The organism is Nonomuraea sp. NPDC049750 (genome assembly GCF_040659625.1).
GTDB lineage: Bacteria > Actinomycetota > Actinomycetes > Streptosporangiales > Streptosporangiaceae > Nonomuraea.
Genome location: NZ_JBFANB010000021.1, coordinates 1 through 16890, shown reverse-complemented (window position 1 = coordinate 16890; position 16890 = coordinate 1). Strand labels below are relative to the sequence as shown.

General features: G+C 68.4%; 10 protein-coding genes. 6 read left to right on the top strand and 4 right to left on the bottom strand.

What is annotated here, in order from left to right:
• Nucleotides 1–43: 43 nt before the first annotated feature.
• Nucleotides 44–3571, bottom strand: coding sequence for an alpha-N-acetylglucosaminidase TIM-barrel domain-containing protein (locus tag AB0J16_RS39745; RefSeq protein WP_358549811.1), 3528 nt, complete (start codon nt 3569–3571; stop codon nt 44–46).
• 158 nt (nt 3572–3729) lie between these two features.
• Here AB0J16_RS39745 and AB0J16_RS39740 point away from each other — a divergent pair, with 158 nt between their 5' ends.
• Nucleotides 3730–5007, top strand: a complete 1278-nt coding sequence (locus AB0J16_RS39740; RefSeq protein WP_358549809.1) for an ROK family transcriptional regulator — start codon at nt 3730–3732, stop codon at nt 5005–5007.
• A gap of 36 nt (nt 5008–5043) precedes the next feature.
• Here the strand turns inward: AB0J16_RS39740 and AB0J16_RS39735 are convergent, their stop codons facing one another.
• Nucleotides 5044–6138 carry a glycoside hydrolase family 43 protein gene (locus AB0J16_RS39735; protein ID WP_358549807.1) on the bottom strand — a complete coding sequence of 365 codons (1095 nt, stop codon included), beginning with the start codon at nt 6136–6138 and terminating at the stop codon, nt 5044–5046.
• A gap of 257 nt (nt 6139–6395) precedes the next feature.
• Here AB0J16_RS39735 and AB0J16_RS39730 point away from each other — a divergent pair, with 257 nt between their 5' ends.
• Nucleotides 6396–7559, top strand: coding sequence for a serine hydrolase domain-containing protein (locus AB0J16_RS39730; protein ID WP_358549805.1), 1164 nt, complete (start codon nt 6396–6398; stop codon nt 7557–7559).
• A gap of 46 nt (nt 7560–7605) precedes the next feature.
• Here the strand turns inward: AB0J16_RS39730 and AB0J16_RS39725 are convergent, their stop codons facing one another.
• Nucleotides 7606–8583, bottom strand: a complete 978-nt coding sequence (locus tag AB0J16_RS39725) for an aldo/keto reductase (RefSeq protein WP_358549803.1) — start codon at nt 8581–8583, stop codon at nt 7606–7608.
• 118 nt (nt 8584–8701) lie between these two features.
• Here AB0J16_RS39725 and AB0J16_RS39720 point away from each other — a divergent pair, with 118 nt between their 5' ends.
• The gene (locus AB0J16_RS39720) at nt 8702–10315 is read left to right on the top strand and encodes a PLP-dependent aminotransferase family protein (protein WP_358549801.1); all 1614 of its coding nucleotides are present in this window, start codon (nt 8702–8704) and stop codon (nt 10313–10315) included.
• Here the strand turns inward: AB0J16_RS39720 and AB0J16_RS39715 are convergent.
• Nucleotides 10272–11513: a glycoside hydrolase family 30 beta sandwich domain-containing protein gene (locus AB0J16_RS39715; RefSeq protein ID WP_358549799.1), complete on the bottom strand. Its 1242-nt coding sequence runs from the start codon at nt 11511–11513 to the stop codon at nt 10272–10274. The genes AB0J16_RS39720 and AB0J16_RS39715 overlap by 44 nt on opposite strands.
• Before the next feature lie 813 nt (nt 11514–12326).
• On the opposite strand from AB0J16_RS39715, the gene AB0J16_RS39710 reads away from it, so the two are divergent.
• The 3 genes from AB0J16_RS39710 to AB0J16_RS39700 form a co-directional block, all read left to right on the top strand.
• On the top strand, nt 12327–14354 hold the full coding sequence (locus AB0J16_RS39710) for a beta-L-arabinofuranosidase domain-containing protein (RefSeq protein WP_358549797.1): 2028 nt from the start codon (nt 12327–12329) through the stop codon (nt 14352–14354).
• Nucleotides 14351–15997 (top strand): glycoside hydrolase 43 family protein, encoded by a 1647-nt coding sequence (locus tag AB0J16_RS39705; protein WP_358549795.1) that lies wholly within the window; start codon nt 14351–14353, stop codon nt 15995–15997. Before AB0J16_RS39710 ends, AB0J16_RS39705 begins: the two co-directional genes overlap by 4 nt.
• Before the next feature lie 105 nt (nt 15998–16102).
• Nucleotides 16103–16890 (top strand): non-reducing end alpha-L-arabinofuranosidase family hydrolase (locus AB0J16_RS39700; RefSeq protein ID WP_358550047.1); only part of this gene is annotated, 788 nt, incomplete at its 3' end.

Here is a 16890-nt window from a genome sequence, read left to right as displayed (position 1 = left end):
CGCCCTCGTGATCAACGTTGGGAAACGCCCACGTTCACGGCTCCTATCGCGCCGGCGTGCCGTACACGCTGACCTCGGTGAGGTGGAAGGACAGGTTGGCGGTGTTGTGGGTGCCGATCACCCGGACGTACCGGGCCTTCGCCTCGGTGGTCATGGTGTCTCCGGCGTCGGTCGCGGCCTTGGGGCCACGACGGCCGCCGAGGGTGTACCAGGTGACGCCGTCGAGGCTGCCCTCCAGCCGGTACTCGTAGTAGCGCCCGCCTCCGACATAGTTGCGGACGTTGACACGTGAGATGTCGTCGACCGCCCCCAGGTCGACCTTCCACCAGGTGGTGTCCCAGGTCATCTGGCTGGCGAAGTACGGGGAGTTGGCCCGGTTGCCGTCGTTCACGTACTCGGGGCCCCGACCCGACTCCCAGCTCAGTGCCGTGACCGGCTTGCGGAGGCTCTGCAGTGTGTCCCCCGCGCCGTCGCGGGCGGTCGACGGGGCCGACTCGGGATCGGTCAGCACGGCGGTCGCCTGCTGACCGGTGTCTCGGTTGGCCGCGCTGACGAACAGGCCGGCGTCGAGCGTGGCACCGGTGCCCGGGACGCGGGCCGACCCGATCACCGACCAGTTCTTGCCGTCGCTGCCGCACGAGCCGGTGAGCTGGTCGCCGGACTTGCCGATGCGCACGCGTACGGGCGGGGTGAACCCACCCACTTCGGTGTACGAGTCAAGCTGCCCGTTGCCGTCGGAATCCCAGCTGAACACGCAGCCGTGGCCGGGAGTGACGGCGATGTTCGCATACCCGGTGGCCCCGGAGGTGGCCAGATCGTCGCTCACCACCAGCCCGGACCGGGTCCACTCCGACGCCCCGTCCTGTCGCAGCACCGTGCTGGTGAGCTGCTGCCCGTCGGCTAGTGCGTCCGCGCGGTAGGCGGTGGCCAGCTCGTTGGTCTCCTTCCAAAGGTCGGCGCCGCTCGCCGCGATCGCGACCCCGTCGTTGGTGGCCGCGAACTCGGCCTGCGTGTTGCTCATCGTCTTGTACGGCGCGGGCGCGGCTCCGGCGATCAGCAGGCGGGTCGAGGCCGTGTCCCGTCGGGCGACGTCGCCGGAGTCCCAGGAGGCGATGACGTCCAGCGCCGGAGTGCCGCCTGGGGCCTCACCTGCGGGAACGGTCACCGTCCAGGTCGCGGTGAGCTTGTCACGCGAGGCGACGTGGTCGGCGCTGGTCGGGGAGGTCGCCTGCACCTGGTATCCGTCCGGGGCGTCGAGCTGAAGCGTCGCCCGGTCGGTAGGCCGCGAGGTGTTGTCGTTGGTGAACGCGGCGGTGACCTGTACGGTCCCACCCGGCTTGACGCCCTTACGGTCGACCCCGATGGTCACCGCGCCGTCGGGCAGTGCGGCCACGGTGCTCGCTTCGGCGTAGGCGTCGCCGCGTGGCTCGGAGGCGAGCTGGGTGCCGGCCTTGGCCCAGTCCTTGGCGACGGCCATCCAGTCGATCTTCTCGGGGTAATCCTCGCCCGAGCGCAGCGCGGTCTTCAGACCGTCGAAGAACATCTGCCAGCGCTTCACGTAGTACTGCCCGACGAGACCGTTCATCTCCCTGCGGGCGTAGTCCTGCAGACGGGCGTCGGCGGACCAGATCGTGACCAGCGACTTGAGGTTGTAGTCGAGCGTCGCCGCTTCGGCCGGCGTGGCGGCCTGCCGGCGGGCTTCCTTCTGCCACGCCCCGAGCAGGAAGTTCTCGTCGGTGCCGAGCAGCCGGTCCATCTGCCGCATCTGGTCCATCCACTGGCCGGTGAGGCGCTCGAAGCGTTCGAGATCCTTGGCCCGGTAGGCAGCGCGGATCTTGGGTAGCTGCAGCCGGCTGTGGTTGGCCAGCACCTGCCTTGCGACATCGACGAGGTCGTAGCGGTAGGCGCCGGAGCCGCGCAGGCCCTTGTCGATCTGGAGCAGCTCGTCGAGCGCCTTGTCGAAGGTGGCGATGTCGTACTGGAGCGGGTAGCCGGTGTTCGCCAGGCCGGGCTCGTCGTCGTACAGGCCGGTGACGTGCCGGGAGTCGGCGCCGGCGGGCCAGCTGTAGACGGTGTCGAGGAGGATCTGCCAGGCCGCCTTGGCGTGCGGATCCTCCCCGCCGTACCGCGCGGTGGCGTAGTCGGCGAACCACTGCCGCATGTCGACCGGGCTGTCCTGCCATGGCAGGTCGGCGAAGAACGCGACCGCGGCCGGGTTGTTGTCGATGGCCTCCGGCATGAGGGCGATGCCGTTCATCGCCGTGCCGGGCTTGTCGCGCCAGGCGTGGAACTTCTGGTTCCACAGCGTCAGCCGGGCGCCGAGGTTGAAGTGACCGCCGAAGTTCCAGATGGTGCCGAACGCGTACCCGGTGCCGAGAAAGTCCTTGTCCCGGTCGGTGATGCCGGGTTCCTCGCTGATGCCGTCGACGATGAACATCTTGGTCCGGTCGATGGCCTGAAGCGTCGCCGGCAGCGGGTTGCTCTGCCATCCCAGGATCGTCCAGAGCGCCTTGGGATGGGCGGTGTTCAATGCCCGCTGTACCGCTTGTGACGCCTGTGCGACGTTGACCGCTCCGGCCGTGCCACCCTCGTGCAGCAGGTCCATCTTGTACATCGTGCTGTTGCCGAACAGTTCGCTCTGCACCCGGTAGAACGTGGCCGCGACACGCGCGAAGACCGCGTTGGTCGGGTCGAGCCAGTGCGGGCGTTCGAGCTGGTTCCAGGTGCCCTGCGGGACCGTGTTGGCTGCCGGGTTGCGGGCCTTGAAGTCGGTCGGCACGGTGCCGAAGTAGCCGGGCAGCACCGGGACCATCCCCAGGGAACGCAGGTGGTCGGCCATCTTGCGGCCGAGGTCGACCCGTTGGTCGATGAGTTGCTGGGAGATCGGGCTGTCGGTGCAGCACATGTTCTGCAGCAGCCACCAGGACTGGTGGCCCGGCTGCGGGATCCACGCGCGCATCTGCTGGTCGGAGTAGCCGAACTTCATGAAGGTACGCTGGTAGACCGCCTCCTGGCCCTCGTAGACCAGCACTTCGTTGATGCCGTGCAGCGCGAGGACGTCGATCCGCCGCTGCCACTCCGGCCAGCTCAGATACGCGCCCGCATAGCCCTGGTTGGTGTCGTTGAGGGCGAAGCGGTGATCCACCGAGGAGTCTCTGGCGATGGGTGCCGCGGGCAACGGGAGGTGCTCGGGCAGGTCGACCTGGGAGCCGTTGATCGCGATGTCGGCGTGGGCCACCTGACGCAGGTAGTAGCCGAAGCCGGTCAGCTGAACCGCGGGCGTCGTGCCGGCGACGACGAGGCGGCCGTTGGAACCGTACACCTGGAACCGGTCTCGGCCCGTGCCCTTGACGATCGTGAGCAGAGTGACCTGCTTGGCGCGCGATGTCCCGATCAGCCGTTCGAGGGCCTGCGCCGCAGGGCCGCCGAACCCGGCGACCGTGTCGGCCGCCGCCTCGCGCGGGGAGACGAACGGCGCGGTGAGCATCGTGAGCAGGACTGCGGCGAGCGCCGTCAGGAGCGTTCGCCATCGGCGCGGTAAGGGGCTGCGGGGTTCGCTGGAACGGGTCATCGGGCGGCCACCTCCGAGGGGGGCGACTAAGGGGCCTACTATAGAGAAAGTTATGTAAAGACTTTTCGTAACGTCTTTGCGAAATATACTCAGCCGCAGGCGACCAGAGGTCAAGATCTCACGGCGGATATTCACGAACCGGACAGCGAGGGGCGCGGATGACGGAGGAGCGGCCGGCGGGCACACCCGTGCTACGGAGGATGAACCGGGCCGCGGTGCTCGACGCGGTCCGACGGCGCGCACCCGAGCCCGTACGGCTGGCCGAACTCAGCCGGCTGACCGAGCTCACCCGCCCGACGGTCGCCCAGGCCGTGGAGGATCTACTGGCCGCCGGCTGGCTACGGCAGCACGCGCCGCGGCCGGCCACGGTGGGCAGACCGGCGACGCGGTTCTCCCTGAACGGCCGGGCGGCACCCGTGCTCGGCCTGGACGTCGGCCCGCACACCGTGACGGCGGGGATCGCCGACCTGGCCGGTGAGCGCCTCGCGGTGATTCGCCGGACGGTGGGCCGGCGCAGCGCTCGGCACCTGCTCGAGGCGGTCGACGAGGCGACGGATGAAGCGCTGGCGACGGCCGGCCTGGCCGCCGAGCAGATCACGGCGGTCACCGCGGCGACCCCGGGCATCGTCGAGGAGACCACCGGCCGGGTGCTGTTCGTCCCGAGTGTGCCGGGCTGGTCGGAGATCGACCTCGCCGGCCGCCTGCGGGCTCGTTTCAGGTGCGCGGTCACGGTGGAGAACGACGCGAACCTGGCCGCGCTGGCGGCGGCCCACCAGCGCACCGGCGCGGGCACCCTGCTCGCGGTTCAGTGGGGCGAGCGGCTCGGGGCCGGCGTCGTCATCGACGGACGGCTGCATCGGGGCGCGGGCCAGGCCGGTGAAATCGGTTTCATTCGACCCGTCGATAACCTTCCCGACGCGAATCTTCCCGACACCGACCCTCCCAACGCCGACCCTCCCAACGCCGACCCTCCTAACGCCGACGCTCCCGACGCGGACCTTCCCGACGCGGCTGGGGACGGTCGTGGGCCGCTGGAGCGCGCGATCGGCGCCGAGGCGATCGTCAATCTCGCCCGCCGCCGCGCCGCCGAGCATCCGGAGTCCGGGCTCGCCCGTGCGACGGACGCGGCCGCCGTCTTCGCGGCCGCCGCCGGGGGCGACCCGATCGCCGCCGAGGTCGTCGACCGGGTCGCCGCCGTCTTCGCCGAGGCGATCGCGCCCGTGGTCCTCGTACTGTCCCCGCATGTGATCGTGATAGGTGGTGGCATCGCCCGAGCCGGCGCGGTCCTGCTGGACGCGATCGCCCGGCACCTCGAAGACCTGACCCTCGCCCCGCCCAGCGTGGAACTGTCGGAGCTGGCCGAGGGCACCGTACTCACCGGCGCGATCCAGATGGCCCTGGACGAGGTGTGGCGCGACACCCTGGCCGTCTGCTGACCGATACGCACGTTTCCGTGTGCCGCTCTGGGGACGTCATTCGAAGAACTTGAGGCTGTACCCGACGTCGGTGTTGGGGCCGGGCACGTTCGCCCGCCGGTAGGTGGTCTTGCTCCACCAGACGGCCGTGCCGGTGTACCAGTACCGGTTGGACCACTCGTACGGCGTGCCCTTGGCGACAGCGTGGTACATGGTCGGGAACCGGTTGCCGGAGGGCGGGCTGCTGGCGATGTCGCCGTCCTCCAGCACGAACGTGTGGTGGCCCGGGCCGTCCACGTGCAGCGTCGGGGTCCAGCCGGCCATCATGTACGCCGCGTATGAGCCGAACAGGCAACCGTTGCTCTTGTACCAGTCCCACACGTTCGTGGGGTCACCGCCGGAGCGCAGCCGCAGATCGGCGAGGCAGTACTTGCTGCTCCAACTGCCGTTCGCGGAGTACACGATGTGCAACTGCCCGTTCGGGTCGAGGATCGGCTCGGGAGCCTCGTTGATGAACGGGTTGCCGACGACCCGCTCCCACGGTTCTCGCGGCTGGGAGATGATGTAACGGCCGCCGGTGGCCGTGGTGGGGCCGCTCATCCGGGCGATGTAAAGGTTCTGCTCGACGTTGGTGTCGCCCGCCCAGCCGGACCACACGAACCAGCGCTGCCCGTTGAAGGTGAACGGCGCGCCGTCGATGGCCCACTTGTCGCCGGGCAGGGCGACCTTCGTCGCGGCGGAATAGCCGGAGTCGGCGGTGGCGGAGCTGATGTGGTACATCCGGTGGGCGGCGCTGCGGCCCGCCGAGAAGTAGATGTGGTACCGGCCGTCGTGGTGCACGATCTCGGGCGCCCACACCTCACCGAGGTTGCCGGTGTCCTTCCACACCTGGCGCGGGGGCGCGGCGGCGATGCCCTCGAGAGTGGTCGCCGTCCGTACGGCGACGCCACCGTTCACCGACTTGGCCGCGACGTAGAGGTTGCCGACCCGGATGACACTGGGGTCCGCACCACCCAGGGTGGTGCGGCCGAGGGCTACTGACTTCTTGGCGGGCTCGGCGGCCGGTGCGGCGTTGGCGGGAGAGGCGGCGGTGCCGCCGACAACGGTCAAGGCGAGGGCGAGGACCACCGGTCGGAGAGCATGTCTTCTCATGAGGCTCCTTCTACCCGCGGGTCGCCCGCAGGTAATCTTTAAACAAAGTTTACTAATAGATTCGGCGCTCATTCAAGATCCCGCCCCGCCGAACGCGAGACCGCGCCGCGGTGGTCACTCCGGCTTTGTCAGCCTGGAGAACTACCGGGATGCGACCCTGGTCGCAGGGAAAGATCGTCACGAGTGCTGACGAGAGACGGCCGCCGACGCCACCAGGATGGAGATCGTTTCCACGACCTCCATCCAAAGGAAGGCCAATGAACGGTAAGCGCATGACGGTCGCCGTGCTCGTCGCCGCGGGCCTGCTGTCGCCTGTCCCGGCCACCGCACAGGCGCGGCACGACGAGCCCGTCGGCATGCGGCAGGCGCTCGAGGCGACGGTGGCCGCCGGTGCCCCCGGCGTCCTGGTCCGGATCGACGACGACCACGGGACCTGGATCGGCACCAGCGGAACCGCCGACCTGGACACCGGGAGAGCGGTGCCGCGCGAGGCGCGCTTCCGCGTCGCCAGCGTGACCAAGAGCATGGTCGCCGCAACCGTCTTGCAGCTGGTTCAGGAGGGCAAGCTGAGCCTGGACGAGCCTGTCGGCACGTGGCTACCCGGCCAGATCGACGGTGGCGACCAGATCACGGTGCGAGAGCTGCTCAACCACACCGGCGGCCTGGCCACCTACGACGAAGCCGCCGAGTTCGCCGATCCCGAGCAGTACGGCAAGCGGACCTATACCCCGCGGCAGCTCATCGACGAGGCCGAGCGGCTGCCCTCGCCCGAGCGGGGTCGCTTCAGCTACTCCAACACCGGCTACATCCTGCTCGGGCTGCTCGTGGAGAAGGTGACGGGCCATGAGCTGAGCGACGAACTCGATCGGCGGATCTTCCGGCCGGCCGCCATGACGCGCTCCTACCTGCCCAAGACCTGGGACGGCATCCGTGGTCCACACGCCACAGGCTACTACCTGCCCACGGGCGCCGATCCAAGCCGGCCGGGCGCGCTGCGGCCCATCACCCGGCTGAACCCGTCCTTCGCCTGGGCCGCGTACGGAGTGGTGTCAGACGCCCGCGATCTGAACCGCTTCTACCAGGCGCTCTTCGGCGGCCGGCTGGTCAGCCGGAACCTGCTGACGCAGATGCGCACCGGCGTCGCCACACCCCAGGCCCCGATCTTCCCCCGGTACGGGCTCGGGTTGGAGGCGGTGGGGCTCACCTGCGGCCAGATGTGGGGCGCGACCGGCTCGATCCCCGGCTACGAGACCTTGAGCTTCGCCGACGCCACGGGCGAACGCCGGATGACGCTGTCGGTCAACGTGCATCGCAGCGATCCGGCGGTCGCGCGCATGCTGCTGGCCGCCGTTGACGCGCTCAACCGCTATTTCTGCGGTGAGCCGTACGAACTGCCGGGTGCGGCGTCGAAGGCGCGGTGATCGACCAAGTACCCACTGCTGATCGCCGAGTATCGGCTCCTCCGGATCAGCGAGCCAGCAACGCGTCGATCTCGTCCAGCTGAGCCGGGGTCAGCGGGCCACGCTCGAGGGCCGCCGCGTTCTCCTCCGCCTGAGCGATCGACTTGAACCCCGGAATGGGGATCATCTGGTCGCCCCGTGCGAGTATCCATGCCAAGGAGCCCTGGGCGAGAGTGCGGCCGGCGCTGGTGAGGATCTCCCGGATGGCGGCGAGCCGGTCGAGGGAGTCCTGGTCGGGACGTCCGTCGCGGAAATAGCTCACCCAAGAGTGCCCGCTGGCGCGTACGTCATCGGCGGGCAGCCGCGACTCGGCGGTGAACTTGCCGGTCAGCAAACCCATCGCCAGTGGCGAACGAGCCAGGCCGGCCAGTCCGCTCTCCTCGCAGACCTCGATCATCCCGGGTGCGTCGCTGAGGACGTTGATGGCGAACTGCACCGCCGCCGCCCCACGCCGACCGGCCAGCCGGCGGGCCCGCTCCTGATCGTCGGTGCTCCACCCGTAGCCGCGGATCATGCCCTTGTCGACCAGGCTCTCCAGCTCGGCGAAGACGTCCTCGGCGGCGTCGACGTCTCCCACATGCATCTGGTAGAGGTCGATGTAGTCAGTGCCCAGGCGGGCCAGGGACGCCTCGCACGCGCGCTGGACATACGCGGCGGAGGTGTCGGTGCCGGTGATCTCCTTTCGCGTCTCGTCGTAGGTGTAGCCGAACTTCGTGGCGATGACGACGGCGTCGCGCCGATTCCGCAGGGCGCGGCCGAGAACCCGCTCGCTGCGGCCGGTGCCATAGACGTCGGCGGTGTCGAAGAAGGTGACGCCCAGGTCGACGGCGCGGTTGATCGCGCGAGCGGATTCGTCATCGTCCACCTCCCCCCAGCCGTCCTGCATGCCGCGGAGCAGGAACGGCCCGCCGATCGCCCAGCAACCCAGCCCGATCGCGCTGACCTCCAGCCCCGTCTGCCCGAGCTTCCTGGTCAAGATGGACAACTCACCACTCCTCAATGAATCTTCATGCGGTTCGTCCGCCTGCGCACTGTAGGCCCGCACTTGGTACCGTCTGAAGAGCCATTTCTTCGTCAACCGGCAAGTCCATTTCTGGCCGATCATGCCCAAGCAGTCCCCCTCCCTCGCCGCGGCCGGCATCACGCTCGCCCCCACCCCGGGTATCGCGCTCTCGCGCCACCTCTATGAGCGGATCCGCGACGCCATCCTGTCCGGCCAGCTCAGGCCAGGGCTCAGGCTGCCGTCCTCGCGTGCGCTCGCGGCGGAGCTGGGTGTGTCGCGTACCACCACGGTCACCGCGTACGAGCGGCTGCGTGACGAGGGCTACCTGGACGGGCGGGTCGGCGCGGGCACCACTGTGGCGCTCCTGCGGATACCCCATCCTGCGGCGGCTCCCGTCCACGAACCCCCGAACGTACGGCAGCCGCCGCGTTTGTCGGCCCAAGGCGCCGCCCTGGCCGGCGTGCGGTGGCGGATGAGGCACACCATGGATGGCCCCGGCTCGGGCCCGCCGGCGTTCCCGGTCGGCCGACCGGCGATCGACGCGTTCCCCGCCGAGCTCTGGGGCAAGGTGGTGGCACGACGAGCCCGCCGGTCGGCCGGTTCCCTCCTGCGTTACCAGCATCCCGCCGGCTATCAGCCGTTGCGCGAGGCCATCGCCGCGTATGTCGGCATGGCCCGGGCGGTGCGCTGCACCCCGGAACAGGTGCTGGTTGTGGGCGGCGCGCAGGCCGGTCTCAGCCTGGCCGCCCGGCTTCTCCTCGACCCGGGTGACGACGCGTGGATGGAGGACCCGGGCTACTACGGCGCTCGCGGAGCGATCATCGCCGCGGGAGCCACCCCGGTCCCGGTCCCCGTCGACGCCGACGGCCTGGACATCGACGCCGGGAACGCCCGGGCGCCCCACGCCCGCATCGCCTATGTGACCCCCTCGCACCAGTTCCCGTTGGGCGTCACCATGAGCCTGCACCGCCGCCTTGCGCTGCTGGACTGGGCCCGCACCGCCGGCACCTATGTCCTGGAGGACGACTACGACAGCGAGTACCGCTACATCGGAGATCCACTTCCCTCGCTCCAGGGCCTGGACGGCGCCGGACGAGTGGTGTACGTCGGCAGCTTCAGCAAGGTGCTGTTCCCCGCGCTGCGCATCGGATACCTGATCGTGCCCGACGAACTGGTGGACGCCTTCACGGCTGGGCAACGTTTCGCGGCCGCGCACGTCCCCGTGCTGGAGCAGGCCGCCCTCACCGACTTCATCGCCGACGGGCACTTCGCCCGGCACGTCCGGCGGATGCGGGCCCTGTACGCGGAACGCGGGGCGGCCCTCGTCCGGGCGGCGCGTCAAGAGCTCGACGGCGTCCTGTCGGTGACGCCCGCCGATGCGGGCCTGCACGTCGTCGGCTGGCTGCCCGAAGACATCGATGACAGAGAGGCGGCCTTCCGGGCCGCGGCGTATGGCGTGGACGTGCAGCCCTTGTCCGCGCACGCCCAGGAACCGGCCAAACGCCCCGGACTGCTCCTCGGCCACGCGGCGACGCCTGAGCCCCACATCGTCACCGCGATCCACCGCCTCGCGGCATCCCTGACCGCATCCGCACAGAGCGCCCGCGGTCGGCGGGCCGGGCGGGGCGCGAATGGCGACCCCCAGCCGTCGTATCGGACGATGGCGCCGGTCACGCGGTCACGAAGGTCAGCACACTTCGAGCGGGAAGCGTGACGGTGAAGGAACCGTTCGACACGCCGGTCGTGCCCTGGGGTGCGACGTTCCTGCTCGCGTCGGTCAGCCAGGACGAGACCCTGGACGCGGCGCCGTTCGCCAGGGTGAACTGCTGGCTCACCGCAGAGGTCCCCTTGTTGATGGCGACGACGACGACCGTGGAGTCACCGCCCCGGTACGCCGAGACGTATACGTTCGACGCCGGGTTCGCCGTCGCCCCGATCCGCACGTATCCGGGGCGGACGAACCTGGCGAAATGCGCCATGTTAGCCCCGCGCTTGCTGATCTGGCCGTCCTCCCGCATGGGTCCGTAGCTGCGCCGGATGTACCACCAGATGTACGCCTGGAACTCGGCGTCCACCATGGCGCGGTGGATGTGCTCCCCCACGTCGAGCGCCTGGGGCCAGAGGTCCGCCGAATCGGTGCTGTTGGGGTGGTAGACCTCGGTCATCCAGAGTTCTTTGCCCGCGCCCTTCTGCTTGAAGAGGGGATAGGGGAAGTTCGCGAAGGAGGTGCCGTAGAGGTGCGCCCCGATGATGTCCACGTTGGCGAGCGCCGTGGGGTCGTTGAGGATCGGGTCCGACATGTTCTTCAGGTATTGGAAGGACTCGGGCGCGATGACCCGGGTGCTGATCGAGCCGGCGTTCTCCCGTAAGAATCGCACCATTTCGGTGGGGGTCCACCACGTCCAATCATGCGCGTAGTCGGGCTCGTTCTGCACTGATATGCCGTACAGGTTCACCCCGTTGTTCCGCATGAATGCGGTGAAGTCGTTCAGGTGCTGGGCATAGGCGCCGTACATGTCGTATCTGAGGCGTCTCGCGTTGTTCTGACTGCCGCGGACGAAGGTCTCGACCATGCGGGCGGGGGGATTCCAGGGGGACGCGATGACGGTCGCCCCGAGTTCGATCGCGCGCCTCGCGGTCGCCACGTCGCGGCTCCAGTCCGCCTGGTTCTCGGGGACGGGGATCCTCAGCACGGAGAATCCCAGCCGACCCTCGCCGGTGCCGAACGCCGTGTCCCGCTGGGCAGCCGTGAGATCGCCGATCCAGGCCGTGTGGGTCATGCCGCCGAAGCCGCGTATCGTCTGCCGCCGTGCCGACGGATCGATGATCACCGCGGCGGCAGCCGTCGCGGCCTCGGCCACTGAGGCTGTCGCGGCCGAGGCCGCGACGGTGAGGACCGGCAGAGCCCCCATGGTCGCCAGGACGCTTCTCCGGCTCAGCGATCCTCGCTCGCTGCCAACAGCCTCATTCCGACCTTGCGTCATGTCTCCTCCTCTTGGCTATTGCTGAGTCCGCGCATTTCCGGTCCCGTTGGCCCAGTCGGCGCCGGTTCCGCCGTGCTATGGGAGCGCTCCCATCGGAGAAACGCGTTCTCACCGGGTCACTTCGATGAGGCTTACATAGGTCAGGCCATTGCCGAAAACCCTCTCGAGAGCGCCGATTGTTCGCGCTAACATCTCTTGCTGGAACGTAAGGCCCCGACTGCGGCTCGTCAACCGTTCACACCGAGGAAACTTAACTAAGATCAAATAGCCTCGGGGTAGAGGGCGATGAGCGACGGTCGAGCTCAGCGCCTTTTCGGCGTATCGCCGCTGGCGATCCGGCAGGACCTCACCGAAGAGCGGAAATGCGGGCCCGCCGACCACCGCAGTGCGCTGGCAACTCAGCTGAGGCAAGGATGAGTCGGCGTGGGCCATGCCCGGAGACTGCAAGTTAACTCCGAAGGCGTCGCAAGTTACCCGTTGCCAACGGGTTACTTCTGTGAAACTTTCACATCCACCGGCAGTGCGGCTCGATCTTCCCGGAGACGAAGCTCCAGGCGGGAAGACGTTCCCGCGCAAACGCCCGAGTCGGCGAGGGCCGCCCCTCGTTGACGCGAGCCGGACCGTCGGATGTACTCCGCGACAACGCACTCACCGGAGGTAAGCGCCACTGAGCAGGACACAATGTTAGCGCTAACAAGTCTGTGGCCGCCGTCTTCACCGCTGACATCCAAGGAGCTCCTTATGCCCTTGAGCCGTCGCCGACTCTTTCAAGCCGCAGGCGCGACCGTCGCGCTCTCGGCTGCCGGCCAGGTAATCGGCACGTCCCCCGCCCTGGCCGCACTCCCCTGGGCCAGATCCGACATCGGCGTCTCGGCCTACGAGTTCGACCTCGGCCAGGTCCGGCTGACCTCCGGCCGCTGGCTGGACAACCAGAACCGCACGTTGAGCTACCTGCGCTTCGTCGATGTCGACCGGCTGCTGTACGTCTTCCGGGCCAACCACCGCCTGTCCACCAACGGCGCGGCGGCCAACGGAGGCTGGGACGCGCCCAGCTTCCCGTTCCGGTCCCACATGCAGGGCCATTTCCTGACGGCGTGGGCACAGGCCTACGCCGTGCTCGGCGACACCACCTGCCGGGACAAGGCCGACCGCATGGTCGCCGAACTGGCCAAATGCCAGGCCAACAACGGCGCCGCCGGGTTCACCAGCGGCTACCTGTCCGGCTTCCCCGAGTCCGACATAACCGCCTTGGAGCACCGCACGCTCACCAACGGCAACGTGCCCTACTACTGCCTCCACAAGATCCTGGCGGGGCTGCTGGACGTGTGGCGGCTGATCGGCAACACCCAGGCCCGGACCGTGCTGCTGGCACTGGCCGGATGGGTGGACACCCGCACCTCGCGGCTCAGCGCAAGCCAGATGCAGGCCATGCTCGGCACCGAGTTCGGCGGCATGAACGCCGTGCTCACAGACCTGTACCAGATGACCGGTGACTCCCGCTGGCTGACCACGGCCCAGCGGTTCGACCACGCGGCCGTGTTCAACCCGCTGGCCGCGAACCAGGACCAGCTCAACGGCTTGCACGCCAACACCCAGGTGCCCAAGTGGATCGGGGCGGCCCGCGAGTACAAGGCGACGGGCACCACCCGCTACCGCGACATCGCCGCCAACGCCTGGTCCATCACCGTCGGAGCGCACACGTACGCGAACGGCTCCAACAGCCAGGCCGAGCACTTCCGCGCCCCGAACGCGATCGCCGCCCACCTGAACAGGGATACCGGCGAGGCGTGCAACACCTACAACATGCTCAAGCTGACCCGGGAGCTGTGGCTGCTGTCGCCGGCCCGGGCCGACTACTTCGACTACTACGAGAACGCTCTGCTCAATCATCTGATCGGGCAGCAGAACCCGGCTGACGCACACGGGCACGTCACCTACTTCACCCCGCTCAACCCGGGCGGGCGCCGGGGCGTCGGCCCGGCCTGGGGCGGCGGCACGTGGAGCACGGACTACAACTCCTTCTGGTGCTGCCAGGGCACCGGCATCGAGACCAACACCAAGCTGATGGACTCGATCTACTTCCACAACGGCACCACGCTGTTCGTGAACCTGTTCGTGCCTTCCACGCTCAACTGGAGCCAGCGCGGCATCACGGTCGCCCAGACAACCTCGTACCCGGTCAGCGACACCACGTCCCTGCAGGTCACCGGGAATGTGAGCGGATCGTGGACGATGCGCGTCCGCATCCCGGCCTGGACCCAGGGCGCGACGATCAGCGTCAACGGGGTCCGGCAGGACGTCACCACGACTCCGGGCACCTACGCCGATCTCACCCGCTCGTGGACGTCGGGCGACACCGTGACCGTGTGGCTGCCCATGCGGGTGGCCATGAAGGTCGCCAACGACAACCCCAACATGCGAGCCGTCACCTACGGCCCGGTCGTGTTGTCGGGCGACTACGGCAACACCAGCCTGTCGTCGGCCCCGACGCTGGTCCTCTCATCGATCGCCCGGGCCGGCACCTCGTCCCTGGCCTTCACGGCCACCGCCAACGGGGCCTCGGTACGGCTGGAGCCGTTCTACGACGCCCATGGCCGTAACTACGTCGTCTACTGGAACACCACTGGTCAGGTGGGTGCCGGCGAGCCGGCTCTCGGCATCCAGAACATGTCCACCACCGACGGCGGCCTGGCCAACACCTCTCAGGGCGCGCCGGTCGTGCTCGCCGACGACAACGGCTCGAACAACAACCTTGGGAGGTTCCTGTGAGACGCGTGCTCGCGATGCTCTCGTCTCTGCTGCTCGTGGGCGTGTTCCTCACGGCTCAGGCGTCAGCGGCGACGGTCGGCGCCAACCCGAATCTGGACGGCAACTACACCAACCCGGTCGTCTGGCAGGACTTCGCCGACGGCGACATCATCCGGGTCGGCGACGCCTACTACTACTCGGCCTCGACGATGCACTACTCGCCGGGCGCACCGATCCTGCGCTCCTACAACCTGGTCGACTGGGAGTACGCCGGCCATTCGGTCCCGAGGCTCGACTTCAACTCCGCCGCCTACGACCTCAACGGCGGCCGGGCGTACGTGAAGGGCATCTGGGCCTCGGCCCTGAACTACCGGCCCAGCAACAGCACCTACTACTGGATCGGCTGCGTCGAGTTCAACCGGACCTACGTCTACACCGCCTCCGCCGTCGACGGCACGTGGGCCAAGCGCTCGCAGATCAACAACTGCTACTACGACGCCGGCCTGCTGATCGACACCAATGACACCATGTACGTCGCCTACGGCAACAGCACCATCAGCGTCGCCCAGCTCTCGGCCGACGGGCTCAGCCAGGTGCGTGCCCAGCGAGTGTTCCAGACCCCGAGCAGCGTCGGCACCCTGGAGGGCTCCCGCTTCTACAAACGTAACGGCTACTACTACATCTGGCTGACCCGCCCGGCCAACGGCCAGTACGTCCTGCGCTCCACGTCGCCGTGGGGACCGTACGAGATGCGGCAGGTCCTGCTCAACATGCCCGGCCCCATCTCCGGCGGCGGCGTCCCCCACCAAGGCGGGCTCGTCCAGACCCAGAACGGCGACTGGTACTACATGTCGTTCGTCGACGCCTACCCCGGCGGCCGGGTCCCAGCGCTCGCGCCGATCACCTGGACCAATGACTGGCCGACCGTGCAGACCGTCAACGGCGGCTGGGGAGTCACCTACCCGAGGCCGAACATCCAGACCAGCCGGACCGTGGCGTCGATGATCGGCCCCGACACATTCGCCTCGGGCGCTCTCGGCCACCGCTGGGAGTGGAACCACAACCCCGACACCAGCCGCTTCTCCACCGGCAACGGCCTGCGTCTGCAGACCGCGACCGTCACAGGCGATCTCTACAACGCCCGTAACACGCTGACCCACCGCATCCAGGGCCCGTCGTCCACGGCGACGATCGAGCTCGACTACTCGCAGATGGCCAACGGCGACCGCTCCGGGCTGGCCATGCTGCGCGACCAGTCGGCCTGGATCGGTGTCAAACGCGACAACGGCGTCAACCGGGTCGTGATGACGAACGGGCTCACCATGAACAGCTCGTGGCAGACCACCGGCACCGGCACCGAGGCGGCCGGCGCGAACATCTCGGGCGGCCGGGTCTGGCTACGGGTCAACGCCGACATCCGGCCGGGGTCCGGCAGGCAGGCCCACTTCTCTTACAGCACCGACGGCAGCAACTTCGTGAGCCTGGGCCCGGCCTTCACCTTGAACAATGCCTGGCAGTTCTTCATGGGCTACCGCTTCGGGATCTTCAACTACGCCACCCAGGCCCTCGGCGGCGCGGTGACCGTACGCCGCTTCGATCTCACCACCCCCTGGCTCCTCAACGGCGGCTCTCCCACCCCGAGGCTGATCGACATCAACGCCTGATACGTGCAACTGTCCGAGTCGAATGCATCGGAGCGCATCGTGAAATTCAGATTTTTGGCCGTCCTCGCGACGGTGGTCACCTTAGTGGCGAGCCTGTTCGTCGCCATGCAGGCTCAGTCCGCCAACGCGGCCACCGTCGACACCAACGCCTGGTACGTCTTGGTCAATCGCAACAGCGGTAAGGCCTTGGACGTCTACAACCTGTCCACCGCCGACGGCGGCCGCATCACCCAGTGGACCCGTAACAACGGCAACCAGCAGCAGTGGCAGTTCGTCGACTCCGGCGGCGGCTACTACCGCCTCAAGTCCCGCCACTCCGGCAAGGTCCTGGACGTCTACAACTTCTCCACCGCCAACGGCGGCTCCATCGTCCAATGGGCCGACGGCAACGGCACCAACCAGCAATGGAGACTCGCCGACAGCTCGGACGGCTACGTGAGGTTCATCGCGCGCCACAGCAACAAGGCCCTGGAGGTTCAGGGCGCCTCCACCGCCGACGGCGCCAACATCGTCCAATACGACGACTGGGGCGGCACCAATCAGCAGTGGCAGCTTGTCCGGGTCGACGGCGGCAACCCCGGTACGTGCGATCTTCCGTCGACCTACCGCTGGACATCGACGGGCCAACTGGCCAGCCCGAAGTCGGGGTGGGTCTCGCTCAAGGACTTCACCAACGTCGTCTACAACGGCAAGCATCTGGTCTACGCGACGACGCACGACACGGGGACGAGGTGGGGTTCGATGAACTTCGGCCTCTTCACCAACTGGTCCGACATGGCCTCGGCCGGCCAGAACACAATGTCTGTTTCCGCTGTCGCGCCGACGCTCTTCTACTTCGCCCCGAAGAACATCTGGGTGCTCGCCTACCAGTGGGGTGGGACCGCCTTCTCCTA